Source organism: Shewanella mangrovisoli (assembly GCF_019457635.1).
Taxonomy (GTDB): Bacteria; Pseudomonadota; Gammaproteobacteria; order Enterobacterales; family Shewanellaceae; genus Shewanella; species Shewanella mangrovisoli.
The window spans coordinates 2,936,277-2,952,282 of record NZ_CP080412.1 but is presented as its reverse complement, the minus strand read 5'-3'; the positions used below and the strand labels follow the sequence as shown (position 1 = coordinate 2,952,282).

12 protein-coding genes are annotated in these 16,006 nt (G+C 47.5%); 6 read left to right on the top strand and 6 right to left on the bottom strand.

The window, feature by feature from the left end; translation table 11 throughout:
• Positions 1-27 precede the first annotated feature (27 nt).
• Positions 28-3,246 carry a DUF748 domain-containing protein gene (locus tag K0H60_RS13025; protein ID WP_220055993.1) on the bottom strand — a complete coding sequence of 1,073 codons (3,219 nt, stop codon included), beginning with the start codon at positions 3,244-3,246 and terminating at the stop codon, positions 28-30.
• 230 nt (positions 3,247-3,476) lie between these two features.
• Positions 3,477-3,857: a VOC family protein gene (locus K0H60_RS13020; protein ID WP_220055992.1), complete on the bottom strand. Its 381-nt coding sequence runs from the start codon at positions 3,855-3,857 to the stop codon at positions 3,477-3,479.
• Between the two features lie 351 nt (positions 3,858-4,208).
• Here K0H60_RS13020 and K0H60_RS13015 point away from each other — a divergent pair, with 351 nt between their 5' ends.
• The 3 genes from K0H60_RS13015 to K0H60_RS13005 all read left to right on the top strand — a co-directional run bounded on the left by K0H60_RS13015 (position 4,209) and on the right by K0H60_RS13005 (position 5,522).
• Positions 4,209-4,913 (top strand): DUF445 domain-containing protein, encoded by a 705-nt coding sequence (locus tag K0H60_RS13015; RefSeq protein ID WP_011717477.1) that lies wholly within the window; start codon positions 4,209-4,211, stop codon positions 4,911-4,913.
• 74 nt (positions 4,914-4,987) lie between these two features.
• Positions 4,988-5,335: a VOC family protein gene (locus tag K0H60_RS13010; RefSeq protein ID WP_220055991.1), complete on the top strand. Its 348-nt coding sequence runs from the start codon at positions 4,988-4,990 to the stop codon at positions 5,333-5,335.
• Positions 5,316-5,522: a DUF1289 domain-containing protein gene (locus K0H60_RS13005; protein ID WP_220055990.1), complete on the top strand. Its 207-nt coding sequence runs from the start codon at positions 5,316-5,318 to the stop codon at positions 5,520-5,522. The genes K0H60_RS13010 and K0H60_RS13005 overlap by 20 nt, the downstream gene beginning before the upstream one ends.
• Positions 5,523-5,616: 94 nt before the next feature.
• On the opposite strand, the gene cdd is transcribed toward K0H60_RS13005, so the two are convergent.
• Positions 5,617-6,507 (bottom strand): cytidine deaminase, encoded by an 891-nt coding sequence (gene cdd / locus K0H60_RS13000; RefSeq protein ID WP_220055989.1) that lies wholly within the window; start codon positions 6,505-6,507, stop codon positions 5,617-5,619.
• Between the two features lie 212 nt (positions 6,508-6,719).
• Positions 6,720-8,132 carry an exodeoxyribonuclease I gene (gene sbcB, locus K0H60_RS12995; protein ID WP_220055988.1) on the bottom strand — a complete coding sequence of 471 codons (1,413 nt, stop codon included), beginning with the start codon at positions 8,130-8,132 and terminating at the stop codon, positions 6,720-6,722.
• 175 nt (positions 8,133-8,307) lie between these two features.
• On the opposite strand from sbcB, the gene K0H60_RS12990 reads away from it, so the two are divergent.
• The 3 genes from K0H60_RS12990 (at position 8,308) to K0H60_RS12980 (ending at position 10,479) form a co-directional block, all read left to right on the top strand.
• A complete protein-coding gene (locus tag K0H60_RS12990; RefSeq protein WP_220055987.1) occupies positions 8,308-9,114 on the top strand; it encodes a hypothetical protein in 807 nt (268 codons plus the stop codon).
• Between the two features lie 33 nt (positions 9,115-9,147).
• Positions 9,148-9,963: a 23S rRNA (guanine(745)-N(1))-methyltransferase gene (rlmA, locus tag K0H60_RS12985; protein WP_220055986.1), complete on the top strand. Its 816-nt coding sequence runs from the start codon at positions 9,148-9,150 to the stop codon at positions 9,961-9,963.
• 306 nt (positions 9,964-10,269) lie between these two features.
• Entirely contained in the window at positions 10,270-10,479 is a 210-nt protein-coding gene (locus tag K0H60_RS12980; RefSeq protein WP_011072720.1) for a cold-shock protein, read from the top strand.
• 458 nt (positions 10,480-10,937) lie between these two features.
• On the opposite strand, the gene K0H60_RS12975 is transcribed toward K0H60_RS12980, so the two are convergent.
• Entirely contained in the window at positions 10,938-12,497 is a 1,560-nt protein-coding gene (locus tag K0H60_RS12975) for a SulP family inorganic anion transporter (protein WP_220055985.1), read from the bottom strand.
• Positions 12,498-12,642: 145 nt separating this feature from the next.
• Positions 12,643-15,930 carry a ribonuclease E gene (rne, locus tag K0H60_RS12970; protein ID WP_220055984.1) on the bottom strand — a complete coding sequence of 1,096 codons (3,288 nt, stop codon included), beginning with the start codon at positions 15,928-15,930 and terminating at the stop codon, positions 12,643-12,645.
• Between the last annotated feature and the right edge of the window lie 76 nt (positions 15,931-16,006).

Here is a 16,006-nt window from a genome sequence, read left to right as displayed (position 1 = left end):
TTATCCATGTTTTGATGTCGGTGAGTATTAGTTCGCGTCTATGCTCATATTCACCTGCGCCGCATCTTGGCTCAAGGTCACGCGGCTCTCGAGTAGGAAAATCCGCTCTGGTGCGATTCCTTTACTGTCGACAAGATAGGCTTTAACCGACTTAGCCCGCTCTTGGGCTAAATCGCCTAACATGCCAGGGCTAACTGTTTGCGCTTTTACCGTGAGATTATACAGCGCAATATGCCAACGGGTAGTGAGTTCCTCTTTGCTCAATGGCGTATCTTTGGCCTCAGCAATAATAGTGTCTTTCACATCATCCGGATTGGTTTTGACTTCCTGCTCGTACAGTTTTACCAGCGCATCGGCCAGTGGGCCTTCGGTTGGGAATTGGCTCGGGCTGAGATCCGCGGGTAATTCCGCCAGTGGCAGATTGGCTAGTGTGGCCAGCTTGCGCTTCATCATGCGCTCGGCAATCGCTTGGCTATCCTTGACGGCATCCACGCTGCCCTCAAGACTCAATTTGAGCATTGGGCGATCGTCTAAGCCTTTAGCGAGTTTATCTAAGCTTTCCTGCTCAGTTGGGCTGAGTACAAATTGCCCTGGGTTGAAGGGGATTTTATCTAAGGTTTCATCGGAGCCTACCAGACCCGCAAGGAAAGAGAAGGGCGCTGTTACGGCCTTAGTGATCACATTGGTGATGGCCGTCATGATAATACCGCCGACACTAAAGCTGGGTGAGTCTAAGTCGCCGGAGACTTCCATCCCAAGGTCAATCACGCCGTGGCGGTCCTGTAACAGGGCAATCGCTAATGTCACGGGCAAACTGGTGGCTAAGTCACTGTTGCTGCGTTTACCCAGCTTAAGCTGATCAATCACTAAGTGGTTGCTGCCCTTGAGTTGGTTTTGCTCCAGTTTGTAGTTGAGCGCTAAGGACAATTGCCCCTTATCGATGTAATAGCCTGCATAGGTGCCTGAATAAGGATTCACAGAGGTCAGCTCGACACTCTTAAACACTAGGTCTAAGTCAAGATAAGGCTTATCCAGCAGTGGGTTAATATCCCCTTTTAGGGTCACTGGCGCATAACGATCGATTTTCCCTTTAATATCGACCGATGCTGTCGTGCCGGGTTTGGAGGATAAGTGACTGATATTGCCCTCAAGCTGCTCAATGCCTGAAGCAAAGTTAGGCGTGAGGGAGTTATCGGCGAAAAATGCTGAGCCTTGGTTAAAGCTGATTTTCTGAATATCTAAGCTTAATTCGGGCTGCTTAGCCGTTGCATCGGGGCTGCTCTGCGGCTTGGCCTCTGTCTTGGCCGTTGTCGCAGTCGACTTAGACTTGTCGGTCGCAGGCGTTTCTACAATTAGATTGCTGATATTGGTCGTGCGATCCTTAGCAATAACCACCTTAGCGTAGGGCTGATTAAAGCTTAGATGGTCGATATTAATTTTATTCAGCTGCTGGTCGAAATCGAGCTGATTAATATGCATTTTTTGCCATTTAACTAAGGGTGCTTTACGAATGTTGTCGAGGATACTCAAATCATCCAGCTCAACACTGCCTTGATAAATCGCTTTGCCTTTGCCGTCGGCATTTAGCTTGCCATCACTGCTTAACAGGCCGCTGCTGAGCTGCATATTCACATAGGGCGCAAGGTAGGGTTGGAATTGGGCTAAGGCGAGCTGCTCGACTTTAAGGTCGGCGTTAATTGACTCACTAGGCACATCGACTTGCCCCTTGGAGATAAAGCGTCCTTTATCATTCAGAGCAAAGGAAAGCTCGTATTCGATTGGCGCCTTTAAATCGCTCACTATGGTTTGTGTTGCAAAATTAAGGGGATAAACACGCCATTGCTGTGCGGTTTGGGTGAGTTTATATTCCGCAAGTTGAATATCGTAGTTTTCAATACTCAGTCCGCCCAGTGTCACTAACCAGGCATCTTGCTGTTCAGCCGCGCTCGTATCCGAGGCCGCTTGTGACGCCGATGTGACTGACATGTTCGTTTCAGCTGTCGCTTCTGGTGTTTGTGTTTCAGCTGATGTGTTCGGCGCTGCGGTATCTGTGTAGGCAGCTATGGATTTTGGCATTAACAGCTGCGCTAAATCGATGCCTTGTTCATCCAGCTTAGCTTTAAGGCTTAAACCTTCACTGTGGATTTGCTTAATGTCGACGAGCTGCTTGGCGAGGTTGAGGTTAATTCCATCAATCGCCAGTAAGGGTAAGGCGATAACGGACTGGTCGCCATTGAGTAAATCAACTTTTTCTACAATCACTTGGCCGCGATCGACCGTGAGTTGTACGTTTCCATCGGCTGGCAACTCAACTTGGTAATGACTGTTGATACTGAGTTCACCCGCCGCCAGTTTTACCTTGAATTGGTCGGCAACAAATGGCCAAAAGGGAGCGAGTTGCAGTTTGGCGAGCTGTGCATCCCCGACAAGTTTAAAGGGAGTAAGTTGGAATTGTCCGGCAAGGCTGACTTCGCCCGCATGGGCATCCTGCAACTGGGCGACAAATTGGTTGTGCAGAATACTCGGAGGGTTCGATGCAGAGTTGGCCTGAGTCGTAGGTGTATCCATTGCAGGCTTATCCTGAGAAGTCGTCACTTGAGCATTTGCAGTGCTTGCAGGATTGGCCGTCATCAAATACTCAGTATCTAACTGACTGAGTTTGAGGTTGATATTGGGATAATCAACCAAGGCTTGGGTGATTTGATCATCAAATTTCACCTTGCCCGCACTTAAGCTGAACTCACCTAATATCACTCGCGGTGGGTGGGTACTTTCTGTAGCAGTTTCAGGCTCACTCGGCGTTTTCGCCTGATTGAGGGTGGTAATGATATCGTCGAAGTTAAACTGGGTTTTCCCTTGGGTTTGAAACCGACGGATATTGGCGAAGGGGCCTTGCAGCTGGATATGGTCAATCACCACGGCTTGATTAAACACCGACTGCCAGAAGTTGACTTCAAACTGCAGCTGAGATAATCCTGCAAAGGCTTGATTATCTTTCTCTTTAACTTCGAACTGTTCGATATTGACTTGGAAGGTAAAAGGATTGACCCGCATATCCTGCAGCGTCACAGGACGGCCCAATACTTCTGCAAGCTTCTCTGGGGCGAAGGACACTACGGCCTTGGGGAGCACCAGTCCAAGGATAATCAGGTAACTTAAGTAGATTATCGTTAAATAGGCGAGAATTCGTTGGTATCGAGGACGGCTAAAGAACGCCAGTTTTAACCGTGATAGCTGAGTCAACATAGTGAGATTAAGGCTCCAATACGCACGCAGGCGCGAAATCTATCAATAAATGCGACTATTCTAGCGAATAATGCTCAGGTGTACATGAGTTGTTTTTAGTTTTTCCAATTAAATCTGAGCATTACCTTATGGTAACGAGTTTGAACGTCAAGCAATATTAAACAATAACCCTCTGTTCACAGCAGTAACGTTTCTGCCAATCAAACGCAATTAGATGCAGTCGAAACGGCTTAGGCTGAGAGGTAACTAATTGCGGCGATAATGGCGCCCTGTGGATCTTTTATCCAACAAAAACGACCCACTTTAGGAATATCCTCTGGGCCGAAGAGAATATCACCGCCGAGTTTTTTCGCATTAATAGCGACCAAATCGACGTCGGCCACTGTGACGTACCCCGTCCATCGTGAAGGCAAGGCTGGGATCAGATTATCGGTAATACCGCCAATACCTACGCCTTGATTTTCAATGAGATGATACTGACCATGGGGCATTTTGACCGTTCTAAACTGCCAACCAAACACTTCGCCATAAAAGCGCATGGCTTCTTCGGTATCATGGGTCGTGAGTTCATGCCAACCTAAAGCACCAGCGGTATTAAATGCAGAGTCCATAAGCACATCCCTTATGTTTACGTGATTGAGCAAGGTTGTGGAATTTTTGTCCCCTTGAGTGTAGACGATGCTTTTCAATAATTCCTAAGCGCATTGAGAAATGTGCAATTATTTTTCCTTAAAATCATTAAACTAAGTTAATGTTAATTAATGAAATAACCTCATTGACTCCACTCGCCGTTAGCGATGTAAGGCTGGCCCGGCTAGCGCTTGAGTTAGCTGGGTTTGCGCGATGTTTTATCGGTATTTGGCTACGTTTTTCATCCTTTTTCAGCATTAGACCTGCATCCCCTTCGCTTGCTAAACTAGCGCCATTTGCAATCGAGTCGATAGCTTAAGAGGGGAGTAAGATTGAATAAGAGTTTAGTGACAAATGTGCTAGCGGCCATTTGCGTTGCATTGGGATACGCATTGAGCCAACCCATTCTGTTTAATGTAGGTTTATTTGCTTTATCTGGCGCCATTACTAACTGGCTTGCGGTATATATGCTGTTTGAGAAGGTCCCAGGTTTATACGGTTCGGGCGTCGTGCCATCGCGTTTTGAAGAGTTCAAAGCTGGGATTGCGCATCTTATGATGAAGCAGTTCTTTACTACTGAGAATATCGACCGTTTTCTGTCGGAAAAAGAGGGAATTAGCCAAATCGATTTAGCGCCTGTGATTGATAAAGTGGACTTAGCGCCATCCTTCGATGCTTTAGTTAACACTGTGGCTCAATCTTCCTTCGGGGGCATGTTATCCATGTTTGGCGGCACTGAGGCGTTAATGCCGTTAAAGGAACCCTTTATCGAGAAGATGAAAGCCTCTTTGGTGGAAATGTCCGAGAGTGAACAGTTCCGCAACCTATTGAAACAAGAGATTGAACAGCCGAACGTAATGGCTGATCTACAAACGAAGATCGCCAATATCGTTGAACAACGCTTGAATGAATTAACGCCGCAAATGGTTAAGCAAATCGTGCAGGAGATGATCCAGACACATTTAGGTTGGCTCGTAGTGTGGGGCGGGGTATTTGGTGGCGCTATCGGACTTGTCGCCGCCTTAGTACAAGGTTAATCTGGCAATAGCCAGCATAATAAAGGGAGCATTGGCTCCCTTTTTTGTTTGATTAATCATGAGCAGGGAAGATTATGGATCATCACAGTATTAATTATTTAGAAATCCCCACCACAGATATTGGTCGCTCGAAGGCCTTTTTTAATACGGTATTTGGTTGGCGCTTTGAGGATTACGGCTCGCAATATAGCTGTTTTATTGATGCGGGGATCACGGGTGGTTTTTATCAAGCAGAGGTAAGCTTTAACCTCGAAAAAGGTTGCCCGCTCATCGTGTTGTACAGCAAGGATTTAGAACAGACACAAGCGGCGGTGAAGGCGGCGGGTGGCGCTATCAGCACAGATATTTTCAGCTTTCCCGGTGGACGGCGTTTCCATTTTATTGAGCCAGCTGGCAACGAATATGCGGTCTGGTCAGAGTAATCTGCTCGAACATCCCTGTGTGCGAAATTGCTGCCTCGATCAGCAAGATATCTGTATGGGCTGCTTTAGGCATTTGGATGAGATCTTAGCCTGGCGCACCATGACACAGGCGCAGCGCGAGGATTGTTACTTAAGAATGGCTGAGCGTAAGCTTGCATTCGAGGAAAAACGTAGCGCTAACCGTTAGCTAAGTGACTTAGATCTGCAAGAGGTAAGAGATGAGAAAAATGCGGCGCCCAGCAAATACAATTGTGTAAAGCTAAAGCGCCGCTGGACTCTCGTTAAACGGGGTCGACCACAATATGCTCAAGTTCGATAGCCGCAACGGCATGTAACGCATCCATGGTTGCGCCCACTAAACTGATTTTCCCCTGTGATGACTCGACTAGCACCGCGCGGCGGATCTCGCCAAAATCACGGTTATGTCGAGTCAGATTCGATAAGGCCATCTGCATTGGCAGCATGGAAGGGTTAAACGCCGCGTTTTCAGCGTAACGACCACAATAGGTTGCGCCATCCGCTGTTTCTAATACGACGGCCGCGTAACTTTGGGTATAAGGCGCGTAGCTTAAACCCGCATGATCTAACGCCTCAATCACCATAGGATCGCTGCTATCGAGGGCAAATTCGGTTTCCTGCTTGACCAGCAAGGGCGACTGCACATTTAAGTCCTTCGGCCCAAACGCATAGGGTAGGTAATAGGAGAGTAAATGGCTGTCTTGCGATGGCAAATGGATCTTGATTTGGCCACCCTCGACCAGTTCGTTCATAAACTGACGGCAATGACCACAAGGGCTAGCATTGACTATCATATCGACAATTTGGCTCTCGCCACTTAACCAAGCGTGACTGATGGCGCTTTGCTCCGCATGCACAGAGTGAAACAGGGCCTCGCCGGGCAGTTCAAGGTTGGCGCCCATATAGATATCGCCACTTTTCCCTTTGGCAATCGCGCCGACGTAAAATTCGCTAATAGGCGGTTTCGCCAAGGCGGCGGCAATGGGCAGCAGCGCCAGTAATACTTCGGCTTCGGTCATTTTGCTGCTTTGGACTAACTCTGCCAGTTGCTGCGCATCAATATGTCCCGCAAAGTTTTGATGTAATAGGGGAATTAATGCGTCAGCCAATGGTGTTGGCAGCTGGGTTATGCTTTTGATAAATCTATCTTGCATTTCCCGACTCCTTGTTTGTTAAGTTCATGGAAGAACATTCTAGTAATTTTGTTACGGTATAAATGCGAGTTAGTTCGCGTTTATACCTCAATTTAACGCCAGATAAGTGACAACTGAAAGAAGTTATCAATGTCTGGCGTTAAATAACTGTCTTATCTGATTGAACTCTCTGCTTAGCGATTCGCTATCGGTGTTGTAGCGTTCGCGTAGCTTTAGAGCCCGCGTAGGTAGTGACACAGGGCCGCGAGTAACTTCTGTTTGTGTTCATCGCCCTCGGTGTCTTGCAGCAGATTTTCAAGTTTGAGTAAATAATCCTGATCGCTCAAACGTTGCTGACAGAAGCTGCGCCAACGCTGGGCTTCTTGATCATTCAGCAGCTCAGGGTAGTTACGTGCTCGATAGCGGAACAGCATCTCGGGTATGCGTCCATCATCAAACTGCAGATCCAGCGCCGCTAAATTTTGTGGCAAGGTATGACGAATTATCTCCATCTTGGCTTTATCGGCGGGGCTGAAAAAACCACCCGAATACAGCATTAAGTCAGGATCTGTGGTTGTGACTTCACCTTCATGCTCAAAGAGTTGTGCCAGTTTTTCCCGCAATTCTGGGTGAGCCTTTAAGCGTTTGTATTGCTCTCTTGCAAAAGCTTTATCGATATTAAGTCTTTCTGCCTGGGCATCATCCAAAATCTTGGCCGAGGTAATAAAAGGGCATTTGTTAAGATGAACTTGTTTGACCGGGATAGGTAACTCATCCGCAGCAAGTTCGGCTCTCGGTGTATACATGCGAGTTTTTATTTGCTCGACATCCAGCTCAAACAGTGGGCTTAAATCCATGGCTAAGTTAACGCAAATAATGGCGTTTTTGTTGCTTGGATGGTGAGCAACGGGGGCAATCAGCGTCGTACAGCCCTGCAGCGCACTGATTTTGGAACTCACATGGGCAAGCGGCTGCATATTCAACACATCGATTTGTGCACTCACGGCCTGTTTACGGCGCAGCTCGAAATAGTATTGATATAACTTGGGTTGTTTTTCTTTAATCAGTTTGGCCATAGCGATGGTGGCGTACACATCAGACATGGCATCGTGGGCTTTTTCATGGCTCAAACCATTGGCTTGCGTCAGGTGCTCTAACTTAAAGCTGGGCGAGCCATCTTCTTTTAATGGCCAATGGATCCCGTCTGGTCTAAACGCATAGCAAGCTCTGACTAAATCGATGATATCCCAGCGTGTATTGCCATTTTGCCATTCGCGGGCATAGGGGTCGATAAAGTTACGGTAGAAACCGTAGCGGGTGACTTCATCGTCAAAACGTAAGGAGTTATAGCCTGCGACACAGGTATTCGGTTGGCTAAAGAGGGCATGAATGCGCCCCATAAACTCGGTTTCAGGCAACCCCTTTAAATTGGCTAATTGTGGTGTGATCCCTGTGATTAAAATGGCTTCGGGCGAGGGGAGATAATCCGTTGATTGTTTACAGTAAAAAGTCTCGGGTTCACTGATGATATTGAGATCTAAATCTGTGCGGATCCCTGCAAACTGGGCCGGTCTATCTTTGGCGAGATTGGCTCCGAAGGTTTCATAATCGTGCCAAAAAATACTTGGCTGAGATGCTGTATACATAATTTCAATCAAATGACGGTTTTGTCGAATGATAGCATCTTAACACTTAAACTCACCGCAATATTCATTAGCAAAAACCGAGATTGAGAAATTATATTGAAAGGATAAGCGCTTAAGAGGTGATCTTTACCTCGGTTGGCAGTTACAATTCCCTTTAGAACAGGGAATAAGTCTTATGCATCATCAATATCTTAATGAACCTATGGTACTCGATGTTGGGCAGAGCTCGACGCTGACCTTAACCTTGCCCAGCAATATCAGCGATTTTATTGTGCTTGAGGCGATGGGGGCACCATTGCTCGAGTTGATTGTGGTGTCTGAAACACCGCAGCCGCAGATTGCCGTCCGCTTTCAACCTATTTTGGGACTCAAACTCAATGCCGAGATTGTGGAAGCGACAAGGTTTGCCACATCGACGTTAAGATCTTCGGGGCAAGGAGTCCGGCTTTACCATCGTCTAGGCACTGCACCCAAATTTTGCGCGCAGGAACTGCGCTCGGGCATTGCCATTAAGGTCGATGCGCAGGCCGGGATCAGAGTGTCACTGCAAGCGGCATCTAAATTTGAGCTCGTCGCACTCGAGTCCGATGGCAGAGGTTTGCATGAGCCGAAAGTGTTGATGATGGCGAAAGCGATATTAGCGCGGGAATATGACTATAATGCTACCGCTGAATCCTTGGCCGTATGCTTGACTGAAATAGAACAAGTTCGGCTCGAGCTACAAGCGTTTTTACGGGGAGACTTGGGGCTCTGTCATACGGGATTAGCCGAAGAGGCGGTGCGACTTGATCCCTTACTGCAACAAAAACGCCAATGGTTATTTCGCACTTATACTCATATGTTCGAACGACCTAATTTTAGCCGTGCGGCCAATGACGGTTTAAATATCGATAAAGCCTTAAGGAAGCTCGAATGTTTTGAGCTGCTCGCCTCCCCAGAATTACTGCAAATGGTGGAGCGACTCATGGAAGATGATGCATAAGCCAGCCATTCCAATCATTTATAGAGTTAACCAATGCAATATATATGTCCTTTGTGTGCCTTACCGCTCACCTTGACTGAACGAACTTGGGGATGCCCGCAGGCACACAAGTTCGACATGGCCAAAGAAGGCTATGTGAATCTGCTTCCCGTGCAGAAGAAAAATTCCAAAGACCCCGGTGACAATCAACAGATGATGTTGGCTCGCAGGGAGTTTTTAACTGCGGGTTACTATCAAAGTTTGAGTGACAGAGTGAATGCGTTGGCACTTGCGTATGCCTGCGAGGCACAGCAGATCCTCGATATCGGCTGTGGTGAGGGGTATTACAGCCATCGTTTGTACAATACGCTTGTCGCCGAGCATCCTTGCCAGTTACAGGGCGTGGACATCTCCAAATCGGCGATAAAATATGCGGCTAAACGATACCCGAATCTCAGCTTTTGTGTCGCGAGCGCCTACGAAATGCCTATTCCATCGCATAGTATCGATTTAGCGATTCGTATTTATGCGCCATCGAAGGTGGAAGAGTTACAGCGGGTCATGGCGCCCAATGGCATTTTGATCACAGTATCGCCAGGACCTTTACATCATTTTGCGCTAAAACAGCAAATTTATGCCGAACCGAGATTGCATCCCGCGTCCGATGCCAAGATTGCGGGGTTCGAATGCTTACACCAAGAGCGGCTTAGGTCACAACTTGAGCTAAATAATAGCCAAGATATTAGCCATTTTCTGGAAATGACCCCCTACGCTTGGAAGTTTACGGCTGAACAAAAGCACACATTTGCACAGAGCGGCTTAAGCTGTGAATTAGACTTTCAGATTGAAGTACATCGCATTTCAGTCTAGAGATTGATTTTAAGCTATTGAAATAAATTATTTAAAATGCTTAACTGTCGATGCTTACGCCGTAAGAACATGCTGTTCTGCGAGCCGGTGGCAAAACCTGAGATGGGCTTGGTTTAAATAAATTTTTCAAAGTGTCGCAGTATGTTGACTTATCTTTAGAATGGTTTATAGTCTTACTAGCTTGAAGGTTGGGCTTATATTTATGTGTTCAATACGACCAGTTCGTCCTGTAAACATAAGTAATACCGGCATTTTCCAGCTCCACCGCCGTTAAGGCTTTAATTTTTTATTTACAGGATTTATATCATGTCTCAAGTTACTGGTGTTGTTAAGTGGTTCAACTCTGACAAAGGTTTCGGCTTCATCGAGCAAGAATCTGGTCCAGACGTATTCGTACACTTCCGTGCAATCAACTCTGACGGTTTCAAAACTCTTGACGAAGGTCAAAAAGTGTCTTTCACTGTGACTCAAGGTCAAAAAGGTCCTCAAGCTGAAAACGTAACCGTAATCGGTTAATTTTCAGTGCTGTTAGCCTCGCGCTGATAGCAAGGGATTTAAGAGCTGTGGTTTATGCCACGGCTCTTTTTATTTGTGTCGCTTTTAAGTTTTCTACACTCTTGCCTTGTATATAGTGAGTGGATTAGGCGATATTCTTTCTTAACCTCTTAACCTCTTAACCTCTTAACCTCTTAACCTCTTAACCTCTTAACCTCTTAACCTCTTAACCTCTTAACCTCTTAACCTCTTAACCTCTTAACCTCTTAACCTCTTAACCTCTTAACCTCCTTTTCTCTGTTTTGGAGCCTATTTATCTAGCCAAAGTTGAGTAGTGAAAGTTGAGTTTGATAGTTAAGCTATCAGGTATCGGTGCACATCAAGTCTTGTGTTGCCAGCAATAATAAACCCACAATCTTTTGCGAAGTTAGCCTTCAGATCGTGGGTTAGCAGTTATTGCAGCTTTATTAGGTGCTTATTTAAGAATCGAGCTTATCGTCCGCAACTTTATAGTGGGGATCGTCTAGCAAATTCACTTCAACCAGATCGCCTGCTTTGTGAAGTAAGGCTTTACAATCGGCACTTAAATGCACCAAATGCAGCTTTTTCCCCAGCGCAACATAACGTTCGGCAAGGGTATCTATGGCTTCTAATGCTGAATGATCGGCTACGCGTGAATGTTTGAAATCGATAACGACATCCTGGGGATCCTGCGAGGCATCAAATAATTCGAGGAAACTGGCCACTGAGCCAAAAAACAATGGGCCGTTCAGCTCATAGACTTTCCAGCCAAGGCTATTTGAGGTTACTTTTACGCTGATGTGCTTGGCATGTTGCCATGCAAACACTAGCGCCGATACCACGACGCCGACAAAGACGGCAAAGGCGAGATCGGTAAAAACGGTCACAGTAGTCACGAGCACAATCACAAAGGCATCATGTTTAGGGATTTTGCCCATAAACTTAAAGCTTGCCCATTCGAATGTGCCGAGCACCACGATAAACATCACGCCAACCAAAGCGGCTAGCGGAATGATTTCGATAAAAGATGCGCCAAACAGGATAAAAGTCAATAAACCGATAGCTGCGGTAATACCGGATAATCTGCCACGACCACCAGAGTTAATGTTAATCATCGATTGACCAATCATAGCGCAGCCGCCCATAGCCCCAAAAAAGCCGCTGGTGATGTTACCCACGCCTTGACCTATACATTCTTTATTGCTGCGTCCTCGGGTATTAGTCATCTCATCGATAACCGTCAAGGTTAACAGGGATTCGATTAATCCGACGGCGGCTAAAATAAAGGAATAGGGCAGAATAATGTAGAGTGTCTCAAGGTTAAACGGCACCTGTGGAATCGCAAAACTTGGGAGTGAACCTGCGATGGTTGCATGCTCATCACCACTCATGGTTTTAAGAAAATCCAACACATTACGGGTTTCTAAGTCAAAACCCACCACGATGGCGGTCACGCTTAAAATCGCAACTAACGATGAGGGGGCTGCTGTAGTTAGTTTGGGTAAAAAGTAAATAATTGCCATGGTCAGCGCGACTAACCCTAACATCAGCATCAAAGGCTCTTGCGGTAGCCAGACTAATTCCCCTGCGGCATTTTTGACTTTAAATTGCCCAAGCTGAGCCAAGAAAATCACAATGGCGAGGCCATTCACAAAGCCTATCATCACAGGATAGGGCACAATGCGGATAAACTTACCCAGTTTAAATATTCCTGCACTGATTTGGATTAACCCCGCCAGCACCACAGCGGCAAATAAGTATTGCACGCCATGTTCAACCACAAGTGACACCATTACCACGGCCATGGCTCCTGTCGCGCCCGAAATCATGCCTGGGCGGCCACCAATCAGTGCGGTAACTAATCCCATAATAAAGGCTGCATAGAGGCCGACCATGGGTTCGACGTTGGCGACAAAGGCAAAGGCAACGGCTTCTGGGATCAGCGCAAGTGCGACCGTCAGACCCGAGAGAATATCGGCTTTGTGACTAGATGTTTTGTGGCGAAAGAGATCGAACATGAAACCTCTGTTAATGACTTGTGTTGGCAAAATAGCCGCGCATACTAACAAAAAAGCCGATTGAGCTAAACCTTAAATATGGCTTAATTTGCTGAAAATAAAAAAGCCATGCAAGTGCATGGCTTTTTTTGCAACGGGTTGAGGATTATGGACGAGCCATATCCGATTCCGCGCTGTTGCTGTGTTTCAGTTTAGGCGCAGCCGCTTCGGCGGAGGCGGCACTGTCATACTCACGACCTTTCGGTACTTCAACCTGAGCTCTAACTTCTACCGTTGGCTTGGTCATTTCTGATGACACCATAGAACCAAAACGACTCGCCGCTTTGGGTTTGCTCACCACGGCTTCTGCTGTAGGCGATGCTGCTACTTGAGTCACAACGGTTTTTGCCTGTGGTTTAACGATAGGAGCAGGTTTTGCCATTGGCGCAGAGGCCACAGATTTTACGGCTTCTTTTGCTTCGGTTTTGTCTGCTTCTGGCGTTACGGCTTCAACTGCAACAGCCTCTGCTTCAGCTTTCGCTTGAGCTGGAGTTTCGGCAGGGGTGACTACAGCATCAACTGCTACTTCTACCGCTTTAGCTGGCTCAACAGCAACTACTTCAACTTTAACGTTTGTCTCAACCTTGTTGTTTACCGCAGTGTCTGCTGGAACTTCTGTTGGTTCAGCTTTAATCTCAGCCACTTGCTCGGTAGCAACAGCCTCAATAACTTCAGTCTCAACAGCTTTATTGGCGGTGGTTTCATTAACCACACTGACATCTGCCGCTTCGACTACAGCAGCAGGAGACGTCACTGTCGGTTCAGCGATGGCTTCAATTGCTTTTGCTTCAGCGGTCTCGGCTGCTTCTGCCGTTTGAGCAGTTGGAGCAGGGTAGTCCTGATCTTCACCCAGTGCGTCGTTTGGTACGAATTGTGCAGGTGCAGAGGCGCCTTGTTCCTCTTCATCACGGCGACGACGTTGACCAGCCGCTCTTAAATGACGTGGGCTGCGGCGACTACGACGTTGTCCATCGCGAGATTCACGTTTCGCTTTATCATCGGCATCGGCGCTGACGTCTGCGTTATCCGCATCGGTCTCGGCTTCAGTCTTAATGCTTTCTGTTACGTCAGCAGGCGCATCAGCACGGTTTTCTACTACAGGCGCTTCTACAGCCACTTCAGCACTTGCTTCAGCTTGGCTTATTGCATCAGTCGCTTCTGCTGTCTCGTTGACAACCGCAGCTTCTTTGCGTGGTTGGCGACGTGAGCGAGGTGCTTTGGTTTCAGCTTGTGGTTCAGTTGCAACGTCAGTATTGGCAGCATTAACAGCGGCCACTTCGGCTAATACCACTTCTTCTTGAATTGGCGCTTCAGAGGTTTCATTGGCGTTATCGATGCGTACTTTACGACGCATGTTACGGCGCTGACGACGCTCACGGGCCACTTCTTGCTTTGGCGTGTCGTCTTGAGACTCTGCTACCACTTCTTTTGGTGCTTGGTTACGGCTCTTAGGCTCTGGCTTAGTGCGTTTTGCATTCTCGTCTTTTTCACGAGCTGGACGCTCCTGAGCCTGAGGTGCATCAGCCGACTTCTTGGCATTGCGGGTGCGTGGCTCGCGGGTGCCTTCTTTCGCTTTGTCAGCATCTTGGTTATTGCGAGTACGGCGAGTGTCATTACGACGATTACGACGGTTCGCATTGGCCGCTTGGCTGTCAGACTTTTTGGTTTCTGTGGCCTTTTCAGCCGCAGGCTTATCGCTTGAGCTGAAGAAGGCACCAATGGCACTGAACAGTTTGCTGAAGAAACCTGGCTCGGTTGCTTCCACTTTGTTGGCAGCTGGTGCGGCGGCTTGTTCGACTTTCTGCGGTGCAGTGAAGCCTTTTAGGGCTGGTGCTGGCGCAGCAGTGCGTTCCAGTTTACGGGGTTCGTATAACTTGGCTTCTGGCTGTTCGATGCGCTTGTAGCTGGATTCATCGATTTCATCGTCGGTGCGGTGACGAATCACACGATAATCAGGAGTCATCATGTGCGGATCTGGGATCACATAGACTTCCACATCATGGCGTTGTTCTGTGATACGAATCGCTTTGCGTTTTTCGTTCAGCAGGAAGGCCGCCACATCGACAGGCACGATGGCTTCGATTTGTGAGGTGTTTTCTTTGATGGCTTCTTCTTCCATCAAACGTAGAATCGACAGCGCTAAAGATTCGGTACTACGAATCGTGCCTTGGCCATGACAGCGAGGGCAGATATGTGCAGCTGATTCTTCTAACGATGGACGCAGACGTTGACGCGACATTTCCATCAGACCGAAACGAGAAATGCGGCCTAATTGCACGCGGGCACGGTCGTGGTGCACTGCATCACGCAGGCGGTTTTCAACTTCGCGTTGATGGCGCACAGGCGTCATATCGATAAAGTCGATAACGACTAAACCACCTAAGTCTCGCAGACGTAATTGACGGGCAATCTCATCGGCGGCTTCAAGGTTGGTGTTTAATGCGGTTTCTTCAATATCGCCGCCTTTAGTTGCGCGGGCAGAGTTGATATCGATTGAGGTTAATGCTTCAGTTGGGTCGATAACAATCGAACCGCCCGATGGCAGACGCACTTCACGTTGGAATGCCGATTCGATTTGCGACTCGATTTGGAAGTGAGTGAACAATGGCACTTCGGCTTCGTAGAGTTTTACACGCTCAACAAAATCAGGGCGTACCAGTGCGATATGCTGTTTGGCTTCTTCAAAAATACGTGGGTGGTCGATCAAAATCTCGCCCACATCGCGGCGCAGATAGTCACGAATTGCACGAACAATCACGTTACTTTCTTGGTGAATTAAGAACGGCGCGGGTTTGCTTTGCGCGGCTTCGGTAATCGCAGCCCAGTGGTGCTGTAGAACTTTTAAGTCCCATTTCAGTTCAGTCGATTCTTTGCCAACACCCGCGGTACGAACGATAAGGCCCATACCCGCTGGGACTTCTAAATCGGCCATGGCTTCTTTTAATTCGGTGCGCTCGTCACCTTCGATACGGCGAGAAATACCGCCAGCACGAGGGTTATTTGGCATCAAGACTAAGTAAGAACCTGCTAGGCTGATAAAGGTCGTCAGTGCCGCACCTTTGTTGCCGCGCTCTTCTTTGTCAATCTGAACAATAACTTCTTGTCCTTCACTGACGACTTCTTTGATGTTTGGGCGACCTTGGAAAGAATAACCTTTAGGGAAGTATTCTCTGGCGATTTCTTTTAGCGGTAAAAAGCCGTGGCGCTCGGCACCATAATCAACGAAAGCGGCTTCTAAAGAAGGTTCTACGCGGGTAATTTTACCCTTGTAAATGTTGGATTTTTTTTGTTCGTGACCAGGACTTTCAATATCCAGATCGTACAGTTGTTGCCCGTCAACCAGGGCAACACGCAACTCTTCTGATTGAGTTGCATTGATTAACATACGTTTCATGATGACGTCATTCTTCTTTAAATGGAGGTCATCAAACAATCGCGTTTCGCTGCATTACGGGCCTAGCAGTAGGTCA

Excerpts from the sequence above, each read along its gene's own strand:
- K0H60_RS13025 (WP_220055993.1), bottom strand. The coding sequence starts at position 3,246 with ATGTTGACTCAGCTATCACGGTTAAAACTGGCGTTCTTTAGCCGTCCT.
- K0H60_RS13020 (WP_220055992.1), bottom strand. The coding sequence starts at position 3,857 with ATGGACTCTGCATTTAATACCGCTGGTGCTTTAGGTTGGCATGAACTC.
- K0H60_RS13010 (WP_220055991.1), top strand. The coding sequence starts at position 4,988 with ATGGATCATCACAGTATTAATTATTTAGAAATCCCCACCACAGATATT.
- K0H60_RS13005 (WP_220055990.1), top strand. The coding sequence starts at position 5,316 with ATGCGGTCTGGTCAGAGTAATCTGCTCGAACATCCCTGTGTGCGAAAT.
- cdd (WP_220055989.1), bottom strand. The coding sequence starts at position 6,507 with ATGCAAGATAGATTTATCAAAAGCATAACCCAGCTGCCAACACCATTG.
- sbcB (WP_220055988.1), bottom strand. The coding sequence starts at position 8,132 with ATGTATACAGCATCTCAGCCAAGTATTTTTTGGCACGATTATGAAACC.
- K0H60_RS12990 (WP_220055987.1), top strand. The coding sequence starts at position 8,308 with ATGCATCATCAATATCTTAATGAACCTATGGTACTCGATGTTGGGCAG.
- rlmA (WP_220055986.1), top strand. The coding sequence starts at position 9,148 with ATGCAATATATATGTCCTTTGTGTGCCTTACCGCTCACCTTGACTGAA.
- K0H60_RS12980 (WP_011072720.1), top strand. The coding sequence starts at position 10,270 with ATGTCTCAAGTTACTGGTGTTGTTAAGTGGTTCAACTCTGACAAAGGT.
- K0H60_RS12975 (WP_220055985.1), bottom strand. The coding sequence starts at position 12,497 with ATGTTCGATCTCTTTCGCCACAAAACATCTAGTCACAAAGCCGATATT.
- rne (WP_220055984.1), bottom strand. The coding sequence starts at position 15,930 with ATGAAACGTATGTTAATCAATGCAACTCAATCAGAAGAGTTGCGTGTT.